This is a genomic window from Hymenobacter cyanobacteriorum, from assembly GCF_022631375.1.
GTDB classification, from domain to species: Bacteria; Bacteroidota; Bacteroidia; order Cytophagales; family Hymenobacteraceae; genus Hymenobacter; species Hymenobacter cyanobacteriorum.
In genome coordinates, this window is the sequence record NZ_JALBGC010000002.1 from 242,072 (window position 1) to 260,996 (window position 18,925).

Genomic DNA, 18,925 nt, shown 5'->3' on the forward strand with positions numbered 1-18,925 from the left:
CGCTTTGCGGGCACGATGTAGAGACGCGACACTTCGCGTCTCCCCGCTGAACGGTGTTCGCAGGGTATCGGACAAACGGCGCGAGCAAAAGACGCGAAGTGTTGCGTCTCTACATCCCAATCACCCGTTTACTTGCTTCACCCCAGCGCTACCTCCGCCAGCACCTGCTGCACGGCCGCTTCATCGGCGGCGGGCACGATGCGGGTTTCACCCAGCGCGTCGTCGTGGTGCGTGCGCAGCTGGCGCAGCACGTGGGCGTCGGGCACCAGCACGAGGGTGGCGCGGCGCAGCACCATGCGCTCGAGGCCCAGCAGCCAGCCGCGCTCGGCGGCGGGGGCGGTGTCGCTGGCCAGGGCGGGCACGTACAGCACCAGCGGCCGCCCCGAGCGGTTGCGGATTTCGAGCGCCGCCAGCCAGGCCGGCCAGCCGGGCGCGTAAATCACGTCGAAATCCGGCCGGCCATCCACCAGCTGCGCCGCCCGGCGGGCGTACTGAATCATGCGGAAGTTGAGGCCGTCCAACGCAGGTTGGCGCACGGCCCAGGTGGTGGAGGGCTCCGGTGTTGTAGCTCCGGTTTCCGACGCGGCACTAGCAGCGGTAGCGGCGGCCAGCGGCGCGGCATCGGGCACGAGGTCGTCTTCGGGCGCGTTGAGGTCGCGGGCTTCGGCGGCTCCCATTTCTTCGACGGGCTCATCGAAATGAGCCGGCACGATTTTGCCGGAATCCGGCACTGAAATGGCCGGTGCCGGATTGGTCGCGGCAGTTGCTGAACCGGAAGTATCAGGTGCCGCGCGTGTTGCCCGCGCAGCGGATGCGTCGTCAGCAGCGCTGGTTTCTACTGTGACGGAAGAAGAAGCTTCCGCGCGGGGCGGGGCGGGCGGGGGCGGCGGGAAACTCTCGCGGACTCGGGCCGTGCCCTGGGCAGTAACGGCAGACGAATCCAGCGCCCCCGTCGCGCCCGCCGCCGCCGCACCTGCATACGGCGCGGCCGGAGCCTGCCAGGCGGCGGCCCGCTCTGTGTGCGGCCCGGCATTGGCCGGCCACTGGCTGCGGGCCGCTGCTGCGGGCTGGGCAGAGGCTGCCGAAATTCCCGCGCCGGGGGCCACGCCCGGCGCAAGCGAAAGGCTGTGCGAAGTCGGCAGCGGGCCCTGGATGGCGGGCTGCAAGTCCTCCAGCCCCACCAGGCGAGAACCGATAGCCGACGGCACCGCAAAGAAGTTGTGCGGCACTTCCGCCGGAGCCAGCAGGTGCACGCCGGGCGCATCAGTAGTCACGTCAAGCGGGTTGGCGATAACCACCGAATCAGCAGCGGCGGGCGCAGCAGTTGGGGCAGCCGCTTCTTCCGAGGCACTAGCCGATGCCGCCGCTTCCAGCGCGGCGGTGGTTTCGGGGGCGGGCAGGTGCGGGTATACGGCCAGCACGGGGTGATGGGCGGCGAGCTGGTATACCAGCGGCAGGGTAGGGGGCAGGGCCGAGCCGCCGAGCACGGCCACGCCGGGGTCGGCGTCGTCCCAGGCCAGGAGCAGGACGGAAAAATCGGTCGGGGTCATAGGGCAGCGAAGAGGCGAGCGGCGGCAGGCATGGGGTGGCGCGCCGTTCGGCGAAAACTTCCCCAATGCTACGGCCTGCGGGCCACATCTGGCCGAAAAACCCTTTCGGCGGGGCTATAAAAAAGTAACTTGCGAACTTAACCCGACCCCAACCGGCTGGCCCGGACTTCTTTTGGTGGCATTAGCCGATGCTTTTGCCTTTTGCTTAGATTGACTTTATGGATAGCTCGATTCAGGAAAATAACTACATGGTGAACGACCTGGCGGCCAAAAGCCACCAGGAACATTATCCCGGCGAAATTATTCGGGCCGACGAGCTCGGCAACCACCGCTTCCTCTTCAATTGCCAGAACGGCGTGCGCCTGCTGCTGCACGTCCTCAGCGACAAAATCCTCCGCTTCCGCTACCTCACCGACGGCCCGCTTTCGCCCGATTTCTCCTACGCCGTGCCCGCCGATGCCACCGCCCGCATGGCCCCGGCCCTGGTCGAATTCCGCGAAAAGCCCGACCACTACCGCCTCACCACGGCCCGCCTCATCTGCATTATTCAGAAGGAAAACCTGAAGGCCCGCGTGCTCGACCGCTCCGGCACCATTCTTTCCGACGACGAAAAAGGCTTCCACTGGGAGTACGACTACGACACCGGCAACGACATCGTGAAGATGAGCAAGCAGGTGCCCGCCGGCGTGCACTACTATGGCCTCGGCGACAAGCCCGACAACATGAACCTGCGCGGCAAGCGCTTCACCAACTGGGGCTCCGATACCTACGGCTACGTGAAAGGCTCCGACCCGCTGTATAAGAACATCCCGTTCTACCACGTGCTGCACCAGAAAATTGCGCACGGCATCTTCTTCGACAACACCTTCAAGGCCAGCTTCGACTTCGCGGCCGAGCGGGCCGACGTGACCAGTTTCTGGGCCCAGGGCGGCGAGCTGAACTACTACTTCATCTACGGCCCCACGCTGATGGAGGTGACCCAGGAGTACACCCTGCTCACCTGCCCGCCCGAGCTGCCGCCGCTCTGGACGCTGGGCTACCACCAATGCAAGTGGAGCTACTTCCCGGAGGCCAACGTGAAGGAAATCACGAGCGGCCTGCGCGACCGCAAGATTCCCTGCGATGCGCTCTACCTCGACATCGACTACATGGAGGGCTACCGCTGCTTCACCTGGAGCAAGGCGCACTTCCCCGAGCCCAAGCGCATGGTGCAGGAACTGGCCGAGGACGGCTTCAAAACCATCGTCATCATCGACCCCGGCATCAAGATTGACCCCGAGTATTCGGTGTACAAGGAGGGCGTGGCCAACGACTACTTCTGCCGCCGCGCCGATGGCCCGCTGATGAAGGGCTCGGTGTGGCCCGGCCTCTGCAACTTCCCTGATTTCACCGCGCCGCGGGTGCGCGAGTGGTGGGCCGGGCTGTTCAAAGAACTCATTCAGGACATTGGGGTGAAGGGCGTGTGGAACGACATGAACGAGCCGGCGGTGTTCGAGAAGGGCACCTTCCCGCCCGATGTGCGCTTCGAGTACGACGGCCACTGGGCCTCGCACCAGAAGGCGCACAACATTTATGGCATGCAGATGGCCCGCGCCACCAACGACGGCGTGAAAAAGTTCAGCTACCCCAACCGGCCCTTCACCATCACGCGCAGCACCTACAGCGGCGGCCAGCGCTACTCCTCGGGCTGGACCGGCGACAACATCGCCAGCTGGGAGCACCTCTGGCTGGCCAACATCCAGTGCCAGCGCCTGAGCATCTCGGGCTTCAGCTTCATCGGCTCCGATATCGGCGGCTTCGTGGACACGCCCACTGGCGAGCTCTACGCCCGCTGGATTGCCCTGGGGGCCTTCCACCCGTTCTTCCGCACCCACTCCTCCGGCGACCACGGCGACCAGGAGCCCTGGAGCTTCGGCGATACCGTGACCGACCTGGCCCGCCACTTCATCGAGCTGCGCTACCGCCTGCTGCCCTACATGTACACCGCCTTCTGGCAGTACGCCACCAAGGGCACGCCCATGCTGCGCCCGCTCACCTTCCTCGACCAGAACGACACCGAAACCTACCTGCGCATGGCCGAATTCGGCCTCGGCGACCACCTGCTGGTGTGCCCCATCACCCAGCCCGGCGCCGATGGCCGCTGGATGTACCTGCCCCGCGGCGACTGGTTCTACTACTGGACTGACACGCCCCAGGCCGGCGGCTCCGAAGTCTGGGCCGCCGCCGACCTCACCCGCATCCCGCTCTTCATCAAGGCCGGCGCGGTGGTGACCATGCAGCCGGTGATGCAGTACGTGGGCGAAACCCCCGTCACCGAGCTCACCCTGCACGTGTACTACAAAAACGGCACTGCCGAGAGCGTCCTCTACGACGACGGCGGCGAAGGCTACGCCTACCTCGAAGGCCACAAAACCGTGCGCCGCTTCACCGTCACCGGCTCCGCCACCGACCTCGTCCTCACCCAAACCATCGAAGGCGACTACGCGCCCAGCTACGCCACCTACCGCGTGGTGCTGCACGGCGTGGCCGGCGCCATCGCCGTCACCGCCGACGGCCAGCCCGCCCCCGTCACCGAAGCCACCCTGGAAACGGGCCTTACCCTGCCCAGCCTCGTGGTGCCCGTCGGCTTCGGCGAGGTGCGCGTGAACGTGGTGGCGGCGGGGGAGGGGAAGGGGGAAGTTGTGCCGGTTGTGTAAGCAGATTCTCTTTTCGATTTCCCAACCACGCAATAGAGTCGTATGCCCATTCTTGCTCGGACTGATTTTAAGCTAGGAACGAAAATACTTATGTATGGTAGTACGGTTGGTTTCGGGCTTTTAGCAGTTTGGAATTCTATTGACTGTCTCCGGACAAAGGATTTCGGACATTTATGGATAATAGCCATACCTGTATTTATTTCATGTGTTGCCGGTTTTATCTACACGACGCGACACGAGTTGACATTGTCTGATATGGAGCTTGTCCAATATGGCTTTCGCCGTAAGCATATTCCACTTGAGCAAATCGTAAGCATTGTTGAAAATCTGGGCGCATACGAAGTGAAATCGCCTAATACGTCTATTCGGATTACGACCGATTTACAGAATAAAAATCTGTTCAAAGACCAGTTGATTGCGCAGATTCAGGAAATAGACACGAATAAAAATTCCTTGCCAGGTCGCCGTCTTGCTAATGAAAACCAACACAAGATTTTTGAGCAAATTCAGCATATGATAAATGTGGGAATGGAGACAGAAACTCTATTCGAAGCAGATTCTTCGCTGTTTGAGCAATTGACAGAATCAGCTTATTATTTGGTTTATGAGCATCCAGTTCACTCCTTCCTAAATCGGGCTTATGATGCCGAAGGAGAAGAAGTAAGCTCATTTCTTAAGCGGCTGACCGAAACTCCCACTACTTCTGGTCCTAACATTTTTGTTTTGCCTCACCATCTGGAGTGGTTGATATTGTGCCTTGGCAACGGTGATATTCTTGTGAAACCAGTAGAAGAATAGGAGTCTTCTCGCTGCTACGCCCACCAATCCCAAAACCACAACAGGGCACCCCACGGGGTGCCCTGTTTCGTTCCCCCCCACCGGCCGCTCCGCCTGGGGCGGCCCCGGGGCGGCGGGCGGGGCGGGCGCGTCCGTCGCCACGTAGGCGGCGGGCTGGCGTCGGTGGCGTAGCGGGCCTGACCGCGGCGGGTGCTACTTTTGGTCCCGGCCAGTTCATCCCGTCGCCAATGCCACGCTGCCCAGCTTCTGTAGTGCCCGTCGGCTTCGGCGAGGTGAGCGTGAAGGTGGTGGTGAGTGGGCGGGGTAACCGGTTGGGCGAAAGCATGATTGGATGAGTCGAGAAGTTTTATGAGCAATTTGTACTGTTCAAAAAAATGCATAATTTCAACTCATTCTTTTCACTTAATTCCGTTCACTACCATGAAAAAAGGAATTACCCGTGCCCTGCCCGTTGCCCTATTGGGGGGGGGGGCTTGCACTATGGGGCTGCGAGAAAGTAGCTCCCACCGAGCTTAGCCCCACCGCTATGCCCGTGGCCCAGTTCCTTGCCCAGACACCCGTGCGCACGCCGGCCCAAGCCGCGTGGCAGGATTTTGTGGACCGGGTGGAGCGGGGCGAAATCACGGACCCCGTGGGCCAGTACGTGGCCAAAACAACCAAAGCACCGGCGGCCTCGGCCGGCCACCGCCTGGCCCGCCCCAAAGTGGATGTGCTGCTGCGGGACGCCAGCAAAGGCTACGCACTGCGGGCCGGGCAGCGGGCTGCTTCCGGCACGGCGACCAACGTGATAGACGAACCCTGTGTATCTCAGGACTACGACCCGTGCGGTCCTTGTTATAATGGGCCTGGGGGATGCAGCGGCGGCGGCGTCTACAGTACTTTCACTACCTCCGAAAACCTGGGCGGCAGCGGCTACATCCACGATTTGAAACTGGTGGAGGGCGACGACAATAGCACCAGCACGACCTCAACCGTTGGGGCGGGCTACACCAAATTGTACGCCGACTTAAATAAAGGGGCGGGCGGGGCCTACATCTATTTGTGCTTTCAGCGCAATGCCAGCCAAGTCCTGAACGGAGTAGAATACACCTATAACAGCCCGTATTCCGGGCCAAATGAAGTGCTCACTGCTTTCCAGACGCAATACGGCAGCTTCACAAACAGTACCCCACGGCCCGACCCCTATTTCTATTCGATTTGGGTGCCCAATCAAAATCCCAATGTGTACTGGGATAGAATTGACCTGAATGCGGGCGCGGGCGGCGATTATATCTATTCTTTCCAGGCCAAAAATCCGGTGATTTCTAATTATAGATACATCCACGAAGTGGGCATCCTGTCGGGCAATAGCAGCACTATTACTCCCCCGTCGGGCTGGGAAATCTACCGCAGGGACTTAAATAACAACGCCGGAGGAGAGTATATATATTTCTGCTACCGCTAAGCAAATTGCTATATGAAAACAAAATCAATTTTTGCTATTCTAATAGCGGTTTTTCTACATTCGCCGAAGGATTGCCGGGCGCAGGAGGTAAGCATGCAGCAATTCAAACTTACTTACTACGTAGGAATCGAGGCGTTGCGAGCCAATTATGAAGTCTTTTACCCGTCCACTCCTGCGCTGACCAACAGTGGTTCGTGGCAATTATGCGCTGGGGTAAGGATTCGTTCTCGGCTATCCATTCAAGCAGGCTACGCAAACATCATGCATTCTTCGCGTGAAGACCCCGCCTATGAGGGTACTACGCTTTCCGGAAGCTATATCACGGGTAAGCGTGGTTCAGACACCCGTACTTTAACCATCCCCCTGATAATTCGCTACTCCCTAATTCGGCGCGCGCATCCCCGCCTGCAAATTGACGCAATCGCAGGAGGAACATTGGTCGCCGATAACTACAGCCTGTTTTATCTAGACTACGTTGACGGCGTGCTGGTTCGGGATTATCATGAATCTGCCCACATTACGCAGGTATGCGCGACGGCGGGCTTAGGCGCGCGCTATCCTTTCGGTCGCCATTTGGAAGGCGTGCTGGATTGGACCTATTCCCGCAATTTGAAAGCAGTACCCGAACCGATTCATCAGCAAGTAACCGGCAACCGCTTCGGCCTGACCCGCGCCCTCAGCCTGGGCCTGCGCTACCGCTTTGCCGTGAAGAAAAAGGAAGCGGTGGCTGCCGGCTCGTAAATACGGCACCTCCCCAAACCCCAACAGGGCACCCCACGGGGTGCCCTGTTTCGTTCCCGCCCGGGGCGGCCCCGGGGCCGCCCCGGGCGCGTCCGTCGCCACGTAGGCCGCGGGCGGGCGGCCGAGCCTTGCAGAAACTGAAATATTCACCAGAATTCCGGTCTGGTTCTCCCGGTCCTTTGTGCGGCCCAAGCAACCGGGCAATCTAACCGGAAAACCACATGAAACAGACAGGAATAGAAATGCCGGCCAAAGTGCCGCAGGGCATCAACGGCACCATGCGCGGTGCGCACGTGGGGCTGCGCACGCCAGATTTCGAAGGCACGATTCAATGGTACACGGAAAAGCTCGGCTTTCGGGTCCTCCAGAAATGGACGGTGGGGGAGCTGCGGCTGGCCTTCCTCGCGCCGGCCAACGACGACAGCTTCTGGCTGGAAGTGCTGTGCGAGGGCGCATCCAACCCGCAGCCCGCCCCCGCGCCGCCGGTGAGCCGGGGCTATCACCATTTTTGCCTCGACGTGGACGATGTCGACGCCACGCTGGCGGCCCTGCGGGCGCGCGGCGTCACGGTTTCCCGCGAACCGTTCGACGTGCCGCCCATTGGCAAGCGGTGTGGGTTCATCACCGACCCGCACGGCAACGTCATCGAGCTTGCCGCCAACTTGAATTGATTAAACAGGGTGCCCCACGGGGTGCCCTGTTTGCTTTCAATCCAAATTGGTAACCATGCCTGGCCCGGCGTCGGGGCAGCAGGCGATGCGGGGGGAGGAGCGGGCGCCCGATACCGCGCCCATCAGAAAAAATCGCCCTACGAGTCATCAAGGAGCCTCGCTGAATAAAATATTTGAAATTACTTTGAAATACAAAGTGAAATATTTTCCTTTGTCCTGTTCCTGGGCCAAAGGCCTTCGGCCCGGGTGACGCTTGCTTGGCTTACCGGCCCTGGCCGAAGGGCTCGTCCGTTTCAGTTCACCTCATTTTCTTTTTCAATCCCATGACGCTGCCCCTCAAAAACCTCCTGCGCCTGGCCCTGGCCACCGCCGGCTTCCTGCTGATTCCGCTGGTGGCCATGCAGTTTACCAAAGAAGTAAACTGGACGTTGTCCGATTTTGTGTTTGCCGGGGTCATGGTGTTTGGCACCGGGCTGGTGTACCAGCTGGTGGCCAGCCGCAGCGCGGCCACGCCGTACCGGCTGGGGGGGGGCCTGGCGCTGGCGGCGGGCTTCCTGCTCATCTGGGTGAATGCGGCCGTGGGAATTATTGGCAGCGAGCACAACTCGGCCAATCTGCTATATGCCGGGGTACTGGCCGTGGCTGCTATTGGGGCGCTGCTGGCGCAATTCCGGCCGGTGGGCATGGCCCGGGCAATGGCCGCCGCCGCCGCCGCGCAGGTGGCGGTGCCGCTACTGGCGTGGCTGATGGGGCGGCCCTGGCCGGCCACCGGCGATGAAGCCTGGAACACCGGCCTGATGGTGGGCGTGACGGTGCTGTTCGTGGCGTTGTGGGGCGGGTCGGCGGCGCTGTTTCGGTGGGCCGCGGCTACCGGTGCGAGCCCGAGCCGGCAGGTGGCGTAAATAAAAAAACGCCTCGGGCCTGGCAGTATAGAGGAGAAATTGAGCGGGCAGGCGTTGCCGACGCCTGCCCGCTGCCAGGCTGGTGGTGAGTGGGGCCGGAGGGCTGCTATTTTTCTGCCTTACTTGCAGCCCCTACCCATTCCTTCCGTACCGCCATGAAAATACTGTTGCTGCCGCTGGCCCTGTTGCTGGGCTACGCGGCCCCGAAACCGCCCCGCATCCAATTGAAAGGATACTTCAGCTGCCAAAGCAGCTTGATAGCGAGTACGGGCGATGCGCTGACGTGCTACGCCCGCACCCAACGCGAGTGTAGGAACGGAGAGGTGGTGCTGGCTTTCGAAAAGCGTCTGGGCAAGCGCGACGCGAAGGCCGTGTTCGGAATCGTTGATACAATACATGTCAGAACCGCCACACCGGGCCGCTACCTGACTATTACCAGCTGCACCACCGCCGGCGGCCAGCCCCGCCAGTACTTCGTGCTGTTCCGGTCGGATGCTGCCAGCAAGGAATACTTGGGCAGTATCATCCGCGTTTGGGGCGTGAATGCGCAAAACCAATTGGTAACAGTGCCCGTGAAAAACATCAAGTGCCTTAATGATGATTACGGCGCCGATTAGGGCTATTGGTTCGATGCACGGGCCTGCATTGGCGTTTCGGGCGGCCGGTTGCGGGCGTGCGAATCAATTTTAAGGCACCAGCAGTGCGTAGGCTAGCCAGCACAGCGCCCCGCCTACCACGGCCACCAGCAGGCCGCGCACCCGCTTGTTCTTCAGAAAAAACAGCATCACCAATCCGCTGAGCGACACCAGCGTGAGGAAGCCGGCCGAGAGGTCGATAACCCAGCTCCAGCCCGCGCCGGTGTCGCGGCCCTTGTGCAGGTCGTTGAGCACGGCCACCAGGCCCTGCCGCAATTCCGTGAGCTCGAAGGTGCCATCCTGCCGGTTGATGAAGGCATCGGCGCTGTAACCGGGGCCTTTGAAGGAAACGGCACACTGGTCGTCCTGCATTTCGAACTCGCTCACGGCCCCGCGCAGGGCATATTTGCTCCGCAGCAATTCCACGATGGCCAGCTTGTTGATGCGGGCGGTATCGGGCACGTGCACCCAGGCGGCGGGCACGGCGCCGGTGCGCTTGGTTTCGGCCTGCTGCCCGTCGAACCAGTCGGCGTGGTTGAGCGTGATGCCGGTGACGGAAAAAAACAGCACCACGAAGAAGCTCACCATCGACAAGTAGACGTGCAGCCAGCGCGACCACGACGCCGTGCGCTTCTTCAGCTTCGATTTGGGCGGGCCGGCCGGGCTGCCGGTGGAGCGGCCAGCGGTGGGCACGAACGGCGCGGGACTACTGGCCATCGGTTTTCTTGCGGTAGTCCACGGCGGCCGAGGCAACTTCCTCGTTGGCCGGCAGGTCGAAATGCTGGGGCTTTTTGCTGTTGATTTCCTGCTTCATCAGCTGGTGCGTGCCGTGCTCGCGGGCTACTTCCACCATCAGCGTGTAGCTGCCCTGGGGCACAAGGTTGCCCTGGTCGTCCTTGCCGTCCCACTTCAGGGTGTACTTGCCCGGCGAGCGGGTGGCGCTGGTAGTCGAGCTGAGGTTGGCATTGCCAGCCGCGAACTGCTCGTTGTAGGCCGCGTACCAGTAGCTCATGTCGTGCAGCCAGCGGGGCTTGTTGTACCACAGTGCAACCTGGCGCACGGGCTTCTTCTTGCTGTCTACCACCCACACGGCCACGAAGGGCCGGTGCACGCGCCCGCCGCCTTCCGGCGTGGCCAGCTCCAGGCTGAGAGCCACTTCGTAGTTCGGGTCCCAGGGCTTGGCGTTGGGGAGTGCGGCGGGCGCTTTGGCCGTTGCAGTTGGGGCAGCGGGGCGGGCCAGTTTTTTCCAGCCGGCGCTTTCCAGTCGTTGGCCGTCGGCGGTGAGGAGCATGAACTCGGCCCCGGGCACGGCGGCCACCAGGGCCTGGCCTTCGGCGGGCGGCAGCACGTTGAGGGCAGTGGCCAGCGCGCCGGCATCGGTGGCCTTATCGGCCACCACCGTGGCGCTGATGACTTCGCTGGTCGGGCGGCCCGTGCGCGGGTCGATGATGTGCGAGTACCAGCGGCCGGCGATGGTTTCGCCGCGGCGGTAGTCGCCGCTGGTGGCAATGGTTTTGTCGCTCACCTGCAGCTGGGCCACCGGGAGGTCGTTTTCGGCATCGGCCCGCGGGTTGCTCACGTTGATTTGCTCCTGGTGCTCGCCCCGCACCAGAATGTCGCCGCCGATATTCAGCACCACGCCCTGCACGCCGGGGGTGGCCAGCGCCGCATCGGCGGCCTTGTTCATGATGTAGCTTTTGGCGAAGGAATTCAACACCAGCGGCGCGCTGCTGAGGCGCTGGGCGGTGTGGGTCTGCGGGTTCAGCACGTAGTGCTGCTGGTGCACGGCGGCCACGGCGGCGGCAATTTCGGCTTCCGAGGGCTGGCGGTTCTGCCGGGCTGCTTCGCGCCAGAGCTGGCTCACGGTTTCGGCCGAGGCATCGAGCGCGCCGTCGCTTTTCACCCGCCACTGCTCAAACAGGTCCAGCACCTCGTACAGCTCGGCCGACACGGCCACCGGCTTTTGGCCGGCCCGCAGCCAGCGGCTGAATTCACTATTGGCATCGTAGCCGCTGAGGATTTTATTGAGCCGGTCTACTTCGCGCAGGGCGGCGGCTTCGGCCTGGTTGGCGGGCCGGGCGGCATCGGCCGCTACTTTCAGCTCAAAGGAGGTGCCGAGTACGTTCTCGTAATCGGATACATACAGCTTGCTGGCGCGGTGCGGCAGAAAGGCGGGGGTGCTGAGGGTAGCCAGCACGAGCGAAAGGCCGGCGATGCGGCGCTGAAATACATTCATTATCTGGGGAGGGGAAATTTATTCGACTGGGAAGGCGGCTATCAGGCGATGCCGCCTACGCGGCCGTTAATGAATTCGTTGGGTTGCTGTTGCCGACGGTGCATTGAGCCGGACGCTGCAAGGTGGCCCCTGCAGCCAAGGCAGCAGCCAGCCATTCTGCAAAAGAAAGGCCACGCGAGTTCAGGGAAGAACACCCCCGTCAGTGTTGCAGGAATATCCCGACCAAAAGCCGGTATTTATAGACCAGTTGTTCAGACCAAGGTCAGCCCAGGGCCGCGGTCCGAACGGCTGTCGAGGGCACCCTATGGCAGTGGTCTACTCGTTGAGCAAACGCCCGGCTGCTACGCAAAAGGGGCGCTCCAAGAGCGCCCCTTTGCCGGAAAAAACGTGGTGCCGAAGCGTTGGGTGTCTGCCTTAGCGGCTGAGCTTGCGCGTCACCACGCCGGTGGGCATGAACAGCTGCAGCGTATAGATGCCAGTGGATAGGCTGCTCAGGTCGAGAGGGCGGCTGGCGAGGGCAAGGGCCGGAGCGGCTTCGCGGCGCACCACGCGGCCCGTGGCATCGAGCACGGCCAGGGCGGCGCGCTGCAACGTGGGCTCGGCGCTGTTGAGGCGGTAGTGGCCATCGGGGCTGGGGTTGGGGCTCACGCTCAGGTCGGCCGCCAGGGCCTCGTCGCGCGTGACCGCGGCCGCGCCGACGAAAGAGAGGTCGTCGATGCGCAAGGTGGTGCCGGCGGTGGGATACTGGCCGCCCCCCGACCGAATGGAAATTGCAATGGAGTCGGGGGCCAGCGCGGAGGTGTAGAAGAGCGGCACGGTTGCCCGCGTGTAGGTCGCGGCCAAGGCCGGGAAGCTGAAGTATCCCCCCCCGACGGTGGTGGTGGTGCCGTTCACGCGGCGGGTGAGCAGCACCACGACTTCGGGCTCGTCGGCCACCGCGTTGGGGCCGCTGAGCTGGTAGTAGAGCTGCATGGCCGTGGGGCGGGCGCTGTAGGGCAGTGCGCTGGGGGCCGTGGTGCCGCTCAGCAGGTTGCGGCTAAAAGAATCGCCCAGGTAAAGGTCGCCGGTGTACACCGCCGAAGAGGAAGCGGAGGCTTTGGTTTGCAGCTCAATGGCGAACGACCCGCTGCGGGCTGTCGTTGTTTTGGTAACGGTGCCGGGAAAGGTGCTACGGCCTACAAAGCGCCAGAAGTCGTCGGTGGTGAGCCAGCTGCCGGGGGCTTCCACCCCCGCGCGGGTGGCCCAGGTTTCAAACCCGGTATTCGGAATGGTGGCTTGCGCCTGAGCGGGCGATGCCAGTAGCGGAGTAAACGCGGCCAAAGCCAGCAAGCAGAGAAAAGGTGTTTTCACGCAGAAAGGAAAAATGTGAAAGTGAGAAGAACCGTCGTTGCAAAGAAAATGAACCTTTGATGAACCGTAACTGGCCGGTGGCTGATGGCCCGTTCGCCACGCCGGCAGCAAGGCCGACTGTGGTTTCGGGCGCGCGGCCAGCCACCAGTCGGATGGGTTGTTTTGTTGCGTGCTGCTGGCGTCATTTGCCGCATGCCCGGCACCACCGTCCAAGCCATCAGTATCTACAAGCTGCTTGTGCCGCTGCGCGAGCCGTTCGTCATTTCCCTCGGCCCGCTGCTGGCCGTGGAAAATATCATAGTAGTGCTGCGCACGGCCGGTGGCTTGGTGGGCTACGGCGAGTGCAGCCCCTTTCTCACCATCAACGGCGAGAGCGTGGACACCTGCTTCGTGGTGGGCCAGTATTTCGCGCCGGTACTCAAAGGCCGCGACGCGCTGGACCTGGCCGGCTGCCTGGCCGAAATGGACCGCATCATCTACGGCAACAGCAGCATCAAAAGCGCCTTCGATATTGCCTTGCACGACATTGCCGCCCAGCACGCCGGCCTGCCGCTCTACGAGTTTCTGGGCGGCAAAAACGACAAAATTCTTGCCACCGACATGACCGTGAGTCTCGGCCCGCCCGGGAAAATGCGAGCCGATGCCGAGCAGTTTCAGCGCGAGGGTTTCCCGGCCATCAAGGTGAAATTGGGCGGGATACTGGAGGATGACGTGGCCCGCATCCGCGCCATCCGGGCGGGCATTGGCCCTACGCACCCGCTGCGCATCGATGCCAACCAGGGCTGGCGCACGGCCGACAATGCCATCGCGGTGTTGCAGGCGCTGGGGGAGTTCAACATCGAGCACTGCGAGGAGCCCATTCTGCGCCAGCATTTCATGGAGCTGAGCCGGGTTTCGGCCGCTTCGCCCATCCCGATTATGGCCGACGAAAGCTGCGGCGACGAGCACGACGCGGCCCGGCTCATCCAGCTGCAGGCTTGTCAGATGCTCAATATCAAGCTGGGCAAGTCGTCCGGCTTTCATCGGGCCCAAAAAATTGCGAAGCTGGGCCAAGCCGCCGGCCTCACGCTGCAGGTGGGCGGCTTCCTCGAATCGCGCCTGGGCATGACGGCCGCCGCTCACCTCGCCCTGAGCAACCCCGCCATCCACCACTGCGATTTCGACACCCCGCTCATGTTCACGGCCGACCCCGTGGTAGGCGGCTTCCGCTACTGCCCGGGCGGCGTGATTGAGATGCCCACCGGCCCTGGGCTGGGCGCGACAATTGACGAAGCGTGGCTGCGTAAGGCCGAGCAGGTGCATTTTTGAGCGTCGCAGGCAATAATTAGCGGTCATGCCGAGCGCAGCCGAGGTATCTCGCGTGCCACCACTAATCCTGACGATTGAATTGCATTGCGCACGCGAGATGCCTCGGCTGCGCTCGGCATGACGGCCATTCAGAGTTGTGTTCCCAACGCAAAAGAGGCGCTCAGGGAGCGCCTCTTTTGCTGAGTTGCAACGGCTGGGTAAAGCCGTCCGGGGTCGTGTCGGGGTGGAGCCGAGCGCGACGGGCTGGAAGGGAAATGTGGAAAAGGAAAAAGGAAAATCGGAAGTGGCGCTTGCAGCCAGCGGCCACGCCTAGAAGGGCAGATGCGGGCCATTGCCGCTGGCTACCTGCCGCGCCAGGGCCGCTACCCGCGAACGGAACAGCAGGCGGTCGAGCAGGGTGGGGCGGTCGGGGTGGGCGCAGTAGCGCAGCTGGAAGGGCCCGAGCTGGAGCGTGAGCTGCGGGACCGGGGCGGTGGACTGGGCGGCCGGCTCCTGCGCAAATGCGGATTGGGCGGCGGCCGGCGCGGCTTTGGCCTGGGCCACGATGGGCGTGCACGGCGCGGGGCCGGTGGCCGGCGCGGCGTGGCCGGCCTGGGGCGTGCCCGCCAGCAGCAGCAGTACCAACGAGGCCCGGAGCGAAGTGGAAAGAAAAGCCATGATGCAGAAAGGAGAGGTGAGAAAAGCCGTTTTCAGGGGGTGGGTTCGGCCGATGCCCAAACCCGAAGCAAACCTAGGCCGGGTAGTTTCGGCCTGCCAGATTATTACACCAACCCAGCCAAATGAAGGACCAACGGGGTCGTTTCGATGAGATGCCGGCCGGCCGCTACTCGGCGCTTTTACCGCCCACTACGTGCCGCTGCAGCGCCTCGAAGAAACCCCGGCGGTAGGTGTCGCCGAGCGGGGCGGTGGCCTTGCCGTCGCGGAACAGAATCAGGTTGCCATCGAGGGCCTTGATTTTGTCGAGCGACACGATGTAGGACTTGTGCACGCGCATGAACCGGGTGGCCGGCAGCCGCTCCTGCAAATCCTTGATGTTGAGCAGCGTGATGATGCGCTCCTGCTCGGTGTAGATGGACACGTAGTTCTTCAGCCCCTCCACGTACACGATGTCGTTGAAGGCCACCTTGCGCATGTGGCCTTTGCTGTCGCCCTTCACAAAAATGTAGTCGTCGGGCAACGCCGCGGGCAGCACCGGCAGCGTAACCGGGGCCTGGGCCTTGAGCGCCTTCTGGCTGGCTTTTACGAAGCGCTCGAAGGCAATGGGCTTGAGCAGGTAGTCCAGCGCCTCCAGCTCGAAGGCCGGCACGGCAAACTCGCTGTAGGCCGTGGTGAAGATGACCTGGCACTTGCCGCGCAGCAGCGGCAGCACCTCCAGGCCCGAAAGCTGCGGCATGTGAATGTCGAGAAACACCAAATCGACGGGCTGCGTGGCCACCAGCCGCAGGGCCTCGATGGGGTTGGTGGTGGTGCCGGCCAGCGTCAGGAACGGCGTTTTTTCGACGTACTGGCGCAGGATATCGATGGCGGCTTGCTCATCGTCAACAATCAGGCAGGAAATCACGGGCTAGAGCGAAAGGTGCAGGTGGGCGGTGTAGGAATCGGGCTCGTCGGCAATGGCCAGGCGGTAGCGGTTGGCGTACACGGCATCGAGGCGGCGGCGGGTGTTGTCGAGCCCGATGCCGGTGGAATGTTCGACCGGCCCGGTGCGCTTGCGGTTGCGGGTGTAGAGCTCCAGCTCGTTGTCGCGCACCGTGAGGCGCAGCAGCAGCGGGTTGCGGGCATCGAACAATTCGCCGTGCTTGAAGCAGTTCTCGACGAAGGTGATGAGCACCAGCGGCAAAATCATGAGGTACTGCGTGTTGCCGGCCACTTCAAACTCCACCTGCAGGTTGTTGCCGAAACGCAGCTGGTTTAACGCCAGGTAGTTGCGCAGGTGCTGCACTTCTTTTTCGAGCATCACCTTGCCCTGCTCGCCGCCCTCGTTCAGGGCGTAGCGCATGATGTCGGAGAGCAGCAGCACGCTTTTGGCCGTGGGCTCCGACAGCGGGTAGACCTGCGAATACAGGAAGTTGAGGGCGTTGAAGAGAAAGTGCGGGTTAATCTGGCTTTTCAGGAAGGCAATGTCGGCTTCGAGGAGGCTGCGCTCCTGCAGGCGCAACTGGTGCTCCTGCTCGCGCAACTGTTTCTGCAGTCCAATGGCGTGCCGGGCGTAGGCATACACCATGCTGTAGCCCAGAAATGTGGTAACCCGGAAATAAGACGTGGCCAGAAACATGCGTAGGTTGTCCGTCGGCATCACCAGCTTCGCGTCGATAATACGGGGCAGCAGGTAGGCATTCAGACAGAACTTAATTGCTATGTATGCCAGCAGAACCGCGCCCAGCGCCCCCACATACGCCAGGTAGCGGCGGGGTACGAAAAACCGGGGAAACAGCCACAAGGCGTTGCCATACACCACCAGGGCATACAGCGCCCAGTTCAGCGACGTATCCCACTGGTTGGGCAGCTTCATGCCCGTGAGCACGATAAAACCAACCTCGTAGAAATAATACGCCAGCCACACGCCCAAGTGTAGCAGAACGGTTTTGGCGCGGGCCGTGGGCAGCGGCATGGCAAATATGGAAGGAGCGGACGAAAGCGCAAAGGTGCTCATAAAAAACGCGGGGCAGGAGGGAAGTGAAAGTTCGGCCCGCCCGGCCCCAACGGGGCCCGAACGGAAGCCGGAAGCAAACCTATGGCCGCTGCCCGCGCGCCCCAAGATTATTACACCAACACCCCGTTGGGCAGTACCAACGGCGGCCCGTGCGCCGGTTATATTTGGCCGTATGATGCTTGCTTCGCTGTGATGATGCGCCGACTGCTAGTGCTACTGCTGTTGCTGGCCGGCTCCGCGGCCCACGCCCAGGGCCGCGCCAACCTGCTGCGCCAGGTGCTGCACCACGACACCGTGGGCCTGGCCCGCGTGCTGGCCCGGCCCGACTACTACCGCCTGCAAATCCTCTACACCCGCATCCGACGCGATGCGGCGGGGCGGGCCCACTTCCGCACCTACCGCTACCACGTGCGGCCCCGCGAATACTTCTACCCGGCCAGCACCGTGAAGCTGGCCGGCGTGGCCTTGGCTCTGCAAAAGCTGCGGGCTTTGAGCGCCACGCACCCCGGCCTGAGCCCCGACATGCCCATGCTAACGGACTCGGCCTTCGCGGGCCAGACGACGGTGCGGCGCGACACCAGTGCGGCCGGCGGCCGGCCCACCGTGGGCAACTACGTGCGCAAGGTGCTGCTCGTGAGCGATAACGACGCGTACAACCGGCTGTATGAGTTCGTGGGGCCCGAGGAGCTGAACCGCGAAGTGGCCCGCCTGGGCCTGCACCGCACCCGCCTCGTAAACCGCCTCGCCATTGGCGACCAGGAGCCCGGCAGCCGCCACACCAACCCCATTCGCTTCTTCGCCGACACAGCCGCCACGCAGTTGCTCTACGCCCAGCCGGCCGGCTACTACGCCGGGCCCTGGCCTCGCCTGGGGCTGCGCGGCGAGGCCATTGGCGCGGCCTACTTCAAAGGCGACCAGCAAGTGGCCGGCCCGCTGGATTTCAGCCAGAAAAATGCTTTCGCCCTGCCCGACCAGCAGCGGCTGCTCCGCACCATCCTGTTTCCGGAAACTGTGCCCGCCGCCCGCCGCCTGCACCTGGCTCCGGAAGATTATGCCCGGCTGCGCACGGCCATGTCGGAACTGCCGCCCGCCAGCCGGCACCCGCGCTACGATGCCGCCCACTTCCCCGACACCTGCGTGAAGTACCTGCTGGGCGGCGGTGGGCAGGCGGCGCTGCCACCGGGCGTGCGGGTGTTCAATAAAATCGGGCAGTCCTACGGCTTCCTCATCGACAATGCCTACGTGCAGGACGAGGCCCACGGCGTCGAGTTCCTGCTCGCGGCCGTGGTGTATACCAACGCCGACGGTGTACTGAACGACGATAAGTACGAGTACGACACCATCGGTTTTCCCTTCCTGCGCGAGCTGGGCCGCCGCGTGTACGAGGCCGAGCTCCGGCGCGCCGCTGCTACTCCGGCGCGCCGCTAAAGAAACCGCGCCCGCAGCTCGGGCGTGGGCAGCCAGCAGCTTTCCTGCCGCCCAAACCAGCGGTAGCGGTGCCGCGCCACGAAGCGGTAGGCGGCATCGCGCCAGCGGCGGGGCAGCAGGCGGCCCACGCGCAGCAGTCGCCACGGCCCCCCCAGCTCGCGGGCAATGCGCAGCACGGCTTCGGAATGCGAATACAGCCGCCCGTCCAGTTCCAGCAGCACCGAGTCAGGCTCATTGGCCACGGCCGCGGCATCGAAGCCGTGCCTGGCCAGCACCGCCTGCCCGGCCGCGCTTTGCAGCGCCGCGAACCGGAAGCGCCCCGCCGCATCGTGCCGGATGACGAACTGCACGAAGCCGTTGCAGAGGTTGCACACGCCGTCGAAGAGGATAAGGGCCATTTTTTGTAATTTTTAGAACGTCATGCAGAGCGCAGCGAAGCATCTTGCCCGCCACCACTAAACCAGTCGATTGAATTAGTTACTACGGGCAAGATGCTTCGCTGCGCTCTGCATG

17 protein-coding genes are annotated in these 18,925 nt (G+C 62.9%); 9 read left to right on the plus strand and 8 right to left on the minus strand.

The genetic code is table 11. The features are described from left to right. Positions 1 to 137: 137 nt before the first annotated feature. Positions 138 to 1,550: a glycosyltransferase gene (locus MON38_RS06240; protein ID WP_241935293.1), complete on the minus strand. Its 1,413-nt coding sequence runs from the start codon at positions 1,548 to 1,550 to the stop codon at positions 138 to 140. 218 nt (positions 1,551 to 1,768) lie between these two features. Here MON38_RS06240 and MON38_RS06245 point away from each other — a divergent pair, with 218 nt between their 5' ends. From MON38_RS06245 to MON38_RS06275, 7 genes are all read left to right on the plus strand, one after another. Continuing rightward, positions 1,769 to 4,246, plus strand: coding sequence for a glycoside hydrolase family 31 protein (locus MON38_RS06245; RefSeq protein WP_241935294.1), 2,478 nt, complete (start codon positions 1,769 to 1,771; stop codon positions 4,244 to 4,246). Positions 4,247 to 4,288: 42 nt separating this feature from the next. Next, the gene (locus tag MON38_RS06250) at positions 4,289 to 5,044 is read left to right on the plus strand and encodes a hypothetical protein (protein ID WP_241935295.1); all 756 of its coding nucleotides are present in this window, start codon (positions 4,289 to 4,291) and stop codon (positions 5,042 to 5,044) included. A 532-nt stretch (positions 5,045 to 5,576) separates the two neighbouring features. Continuing rightward, a complete protein-coding gene (locus MON38_RS06255; RefSeq protein WP_241935296.1) occupies positions 5,577 to 6,488 on the plus strand; it encodes a hypothetical protein in 912 nt (303 codons plus the stop codon). A 12-nt stretch (positions 6,489 to 6,500) separates the two neighbouring features. After that, positions 6,501 to 7,229 (plus strand): outer membrane beta-barrel protein, encoded by a 729-nt coding sequence (locus MON38_RS06260; protein WP_241935297.1) that lies wholly within the window; start codon positions 6,501 to 6,503, stop codon positions 7,227 to 7,229. A 221-nt stretch (positions 7,230 to 7,450) separates the two neighbouring features. After that, positions 7,451 to 7,900: a VOC family protein gene (locus tag MON38_RS06265; RefSeq protein WP_241935298.1), complete on the plus strand. Its 450-nt coding sequence runs from the start codon at positions 7,451 to 7,453 to the stop codon at positions 7,898 to 7,900. 323 nt (positions 7,901 to 8,223) lie between these two features. After that, positions 8,224 to 8,802, plus strand: a complete 579-nt coding sequence (locus MON38_RS06270; RefSeq protein WP_241935299.1) for a hypothetical protein — start codon at positions 8,224 to 8,226, stop codon at positions 8,800 to 8,802. Between the two features lie 155 nt (positions 8,803 to 8,957). Next, positions 8,958 to 9,419 carry a hypothetical protein gene (locus tag MON38_RS06275; RefSeq protein ID WP_241935300.1) on the plus strand — a complete coding sequence of 154 codons (462 nt, stop codon included), beginning with the start codon at positions 8,958 to 8,960 and terminating at the stop codon, positions 9,417 to 9,419. Between the two features lie 69 nt (positions 9,420 to 9,488). Here MON38_RS06275 and MON38_RS06280 read toward each other — a convergent pair whose 3' ends face one another. The 3 genes from MON38_RS06280 to MON38_RS22835 form a co-directional block, all read right to left on the minus strand. Then, the gene (locus MON38_RS06280) at positions 9,489 to 10,154 is read right to left on the minus strand and encodes a PepSY-associated TM helix domain-containing protein (RefSeq protein WP_241935301.1); all 666 of its coding nucleotides are present in this window, start codon (positions 10,152 to 10,154) and stop codon (positions 9,489 to 9,491) included. Then, on the minus strand, positions 10,144 to 11,673 hold the full coding sequence (locus MON38_RS06285; protein ID WP_241935302.1) for a DUF2271 domain-containing protein: 1,530 nt from the start codon (positions 11,671 to 11,673) through the stop codon (positions 10,144 to 10,146). The genes MON38_RS06280 and MON38_RS06285 overlap by 11 nt, the downstream gene beginning before the upstream one ends. A gap of 414 nt (positions 11,674 to 12,087) precedes the next feature. Beyond that, positions 12,088 to 13,023 (minus strand): T9SS type A sorting domain-containing protein, encoded by a 936-nt coding sequence (locus tag MON38_RS22835; protein ID WP_241935303.1) that lies wholly within the window; start codon positions 13,021 to 13,023, stop codon positions 12,088 to 12,090. 192 nt (positions 13,024 to 13,215) lie between these two features. On the opposite strand from MON38_RS22835, the gene MON38_RS06295 reads away from it, so the two are divergent. Continuing rightward, positions 13,216 to 14,331, plus strand: a complete 1,116-nt coding sequence (locus MON38_RS06295; RefSeq protein WP_241935304.1) for a mandelate racemase/muconate lactonizing enzyme family protein — start codon at positions 13,216 to 13,218, stop codon at positions 14,329 to 14,331. Between the two features lie 309 nt (positions 14,332 to 14,640). On the opposite strand, the gene MON38_RS06300 is transcribed toward MON38_RS06295, so the two are convergent. The 3 genes from MON38_RS06300 to MON38_RS06310 all read right to left on the minus strand — a co-directional run bounded on the left by MON38_RS06300 (position 14,641) and on the right by MON38_RS06310 (position 16,942). Further along, positions 14,641 to 14,988: a hypothetical protein gene (locus MON38_RS06300; protein ID WP_241935305.1), complete on the minus strand. Its 348-nt coding sequence runs from the start codon at positions 14,986 to 14,988 to the stop codon at positions 14,641 to 14,643. Positions 14,989 to 15,154: 166 nt separating this feature from the next. Beyond that, positions 15,155 to 15,892: a LytR/AlgR family response regulator transcription factor gene (locus MON38_RS06305; RefSeq protein WP_241935306.1), complete on the minus strand. Its 738-nt coding sequence runs from the start codon at positions 15,890 to 15,892 to the stop codon at positions 15,155 to 15,157. A 3-nt stretch (positions 15,893 to 15,895) separates the two neighbouring features. Then, positions 15,896 to 16,942, minus strand: coding sequence for a sensor histidine kinase (locus tag MON38_RS06310; RefSeq protein ID WP_241935307.1), 1,047 nt, complete (start codon positions 16,940 to 16,942; stop codon positions 15,896 to 15,898). A gap of 237 nt (positions 16,943 to 17,179) precedes the next feature. Between MON38_RS06310 and MON38_RS06315 the strand changes: the two genes are divergently transcribed. Further along, positions 17,180 to 18,412, plus strand: coding sequence for a serine hydrolase (locus MON38_RS06315; protein ID WP_241935308.1), 1,233 nt, complete (start codon positions 17,180 to 17,182; stop codon positions 18,410 to 18,412). On the opposite strand, the gene MON38_RS06320 is transcribed toward MON38_RS06315, so the two are convergent. Further along, the gene (locus MON38_RS06320; RefSeq protein ID WP_241935309.1) at positions 18,409 to 18,810 is read right to left on the minus strand and encodes a thiol-disulfide oxidoreductase DCC family protein; all 402 of its coding nucleotides are present in this window, start codon (positions 18,808 to 18,810) and stop codon (positions 18,409 to 18,411) included. The two genes, MON38_RS06315 and MON38_RS06320, sit on opposite strands and share 4 nt — an antisense overlap. Positions 18,811 to 18,925: the final 115 nt, after the last annotated feature.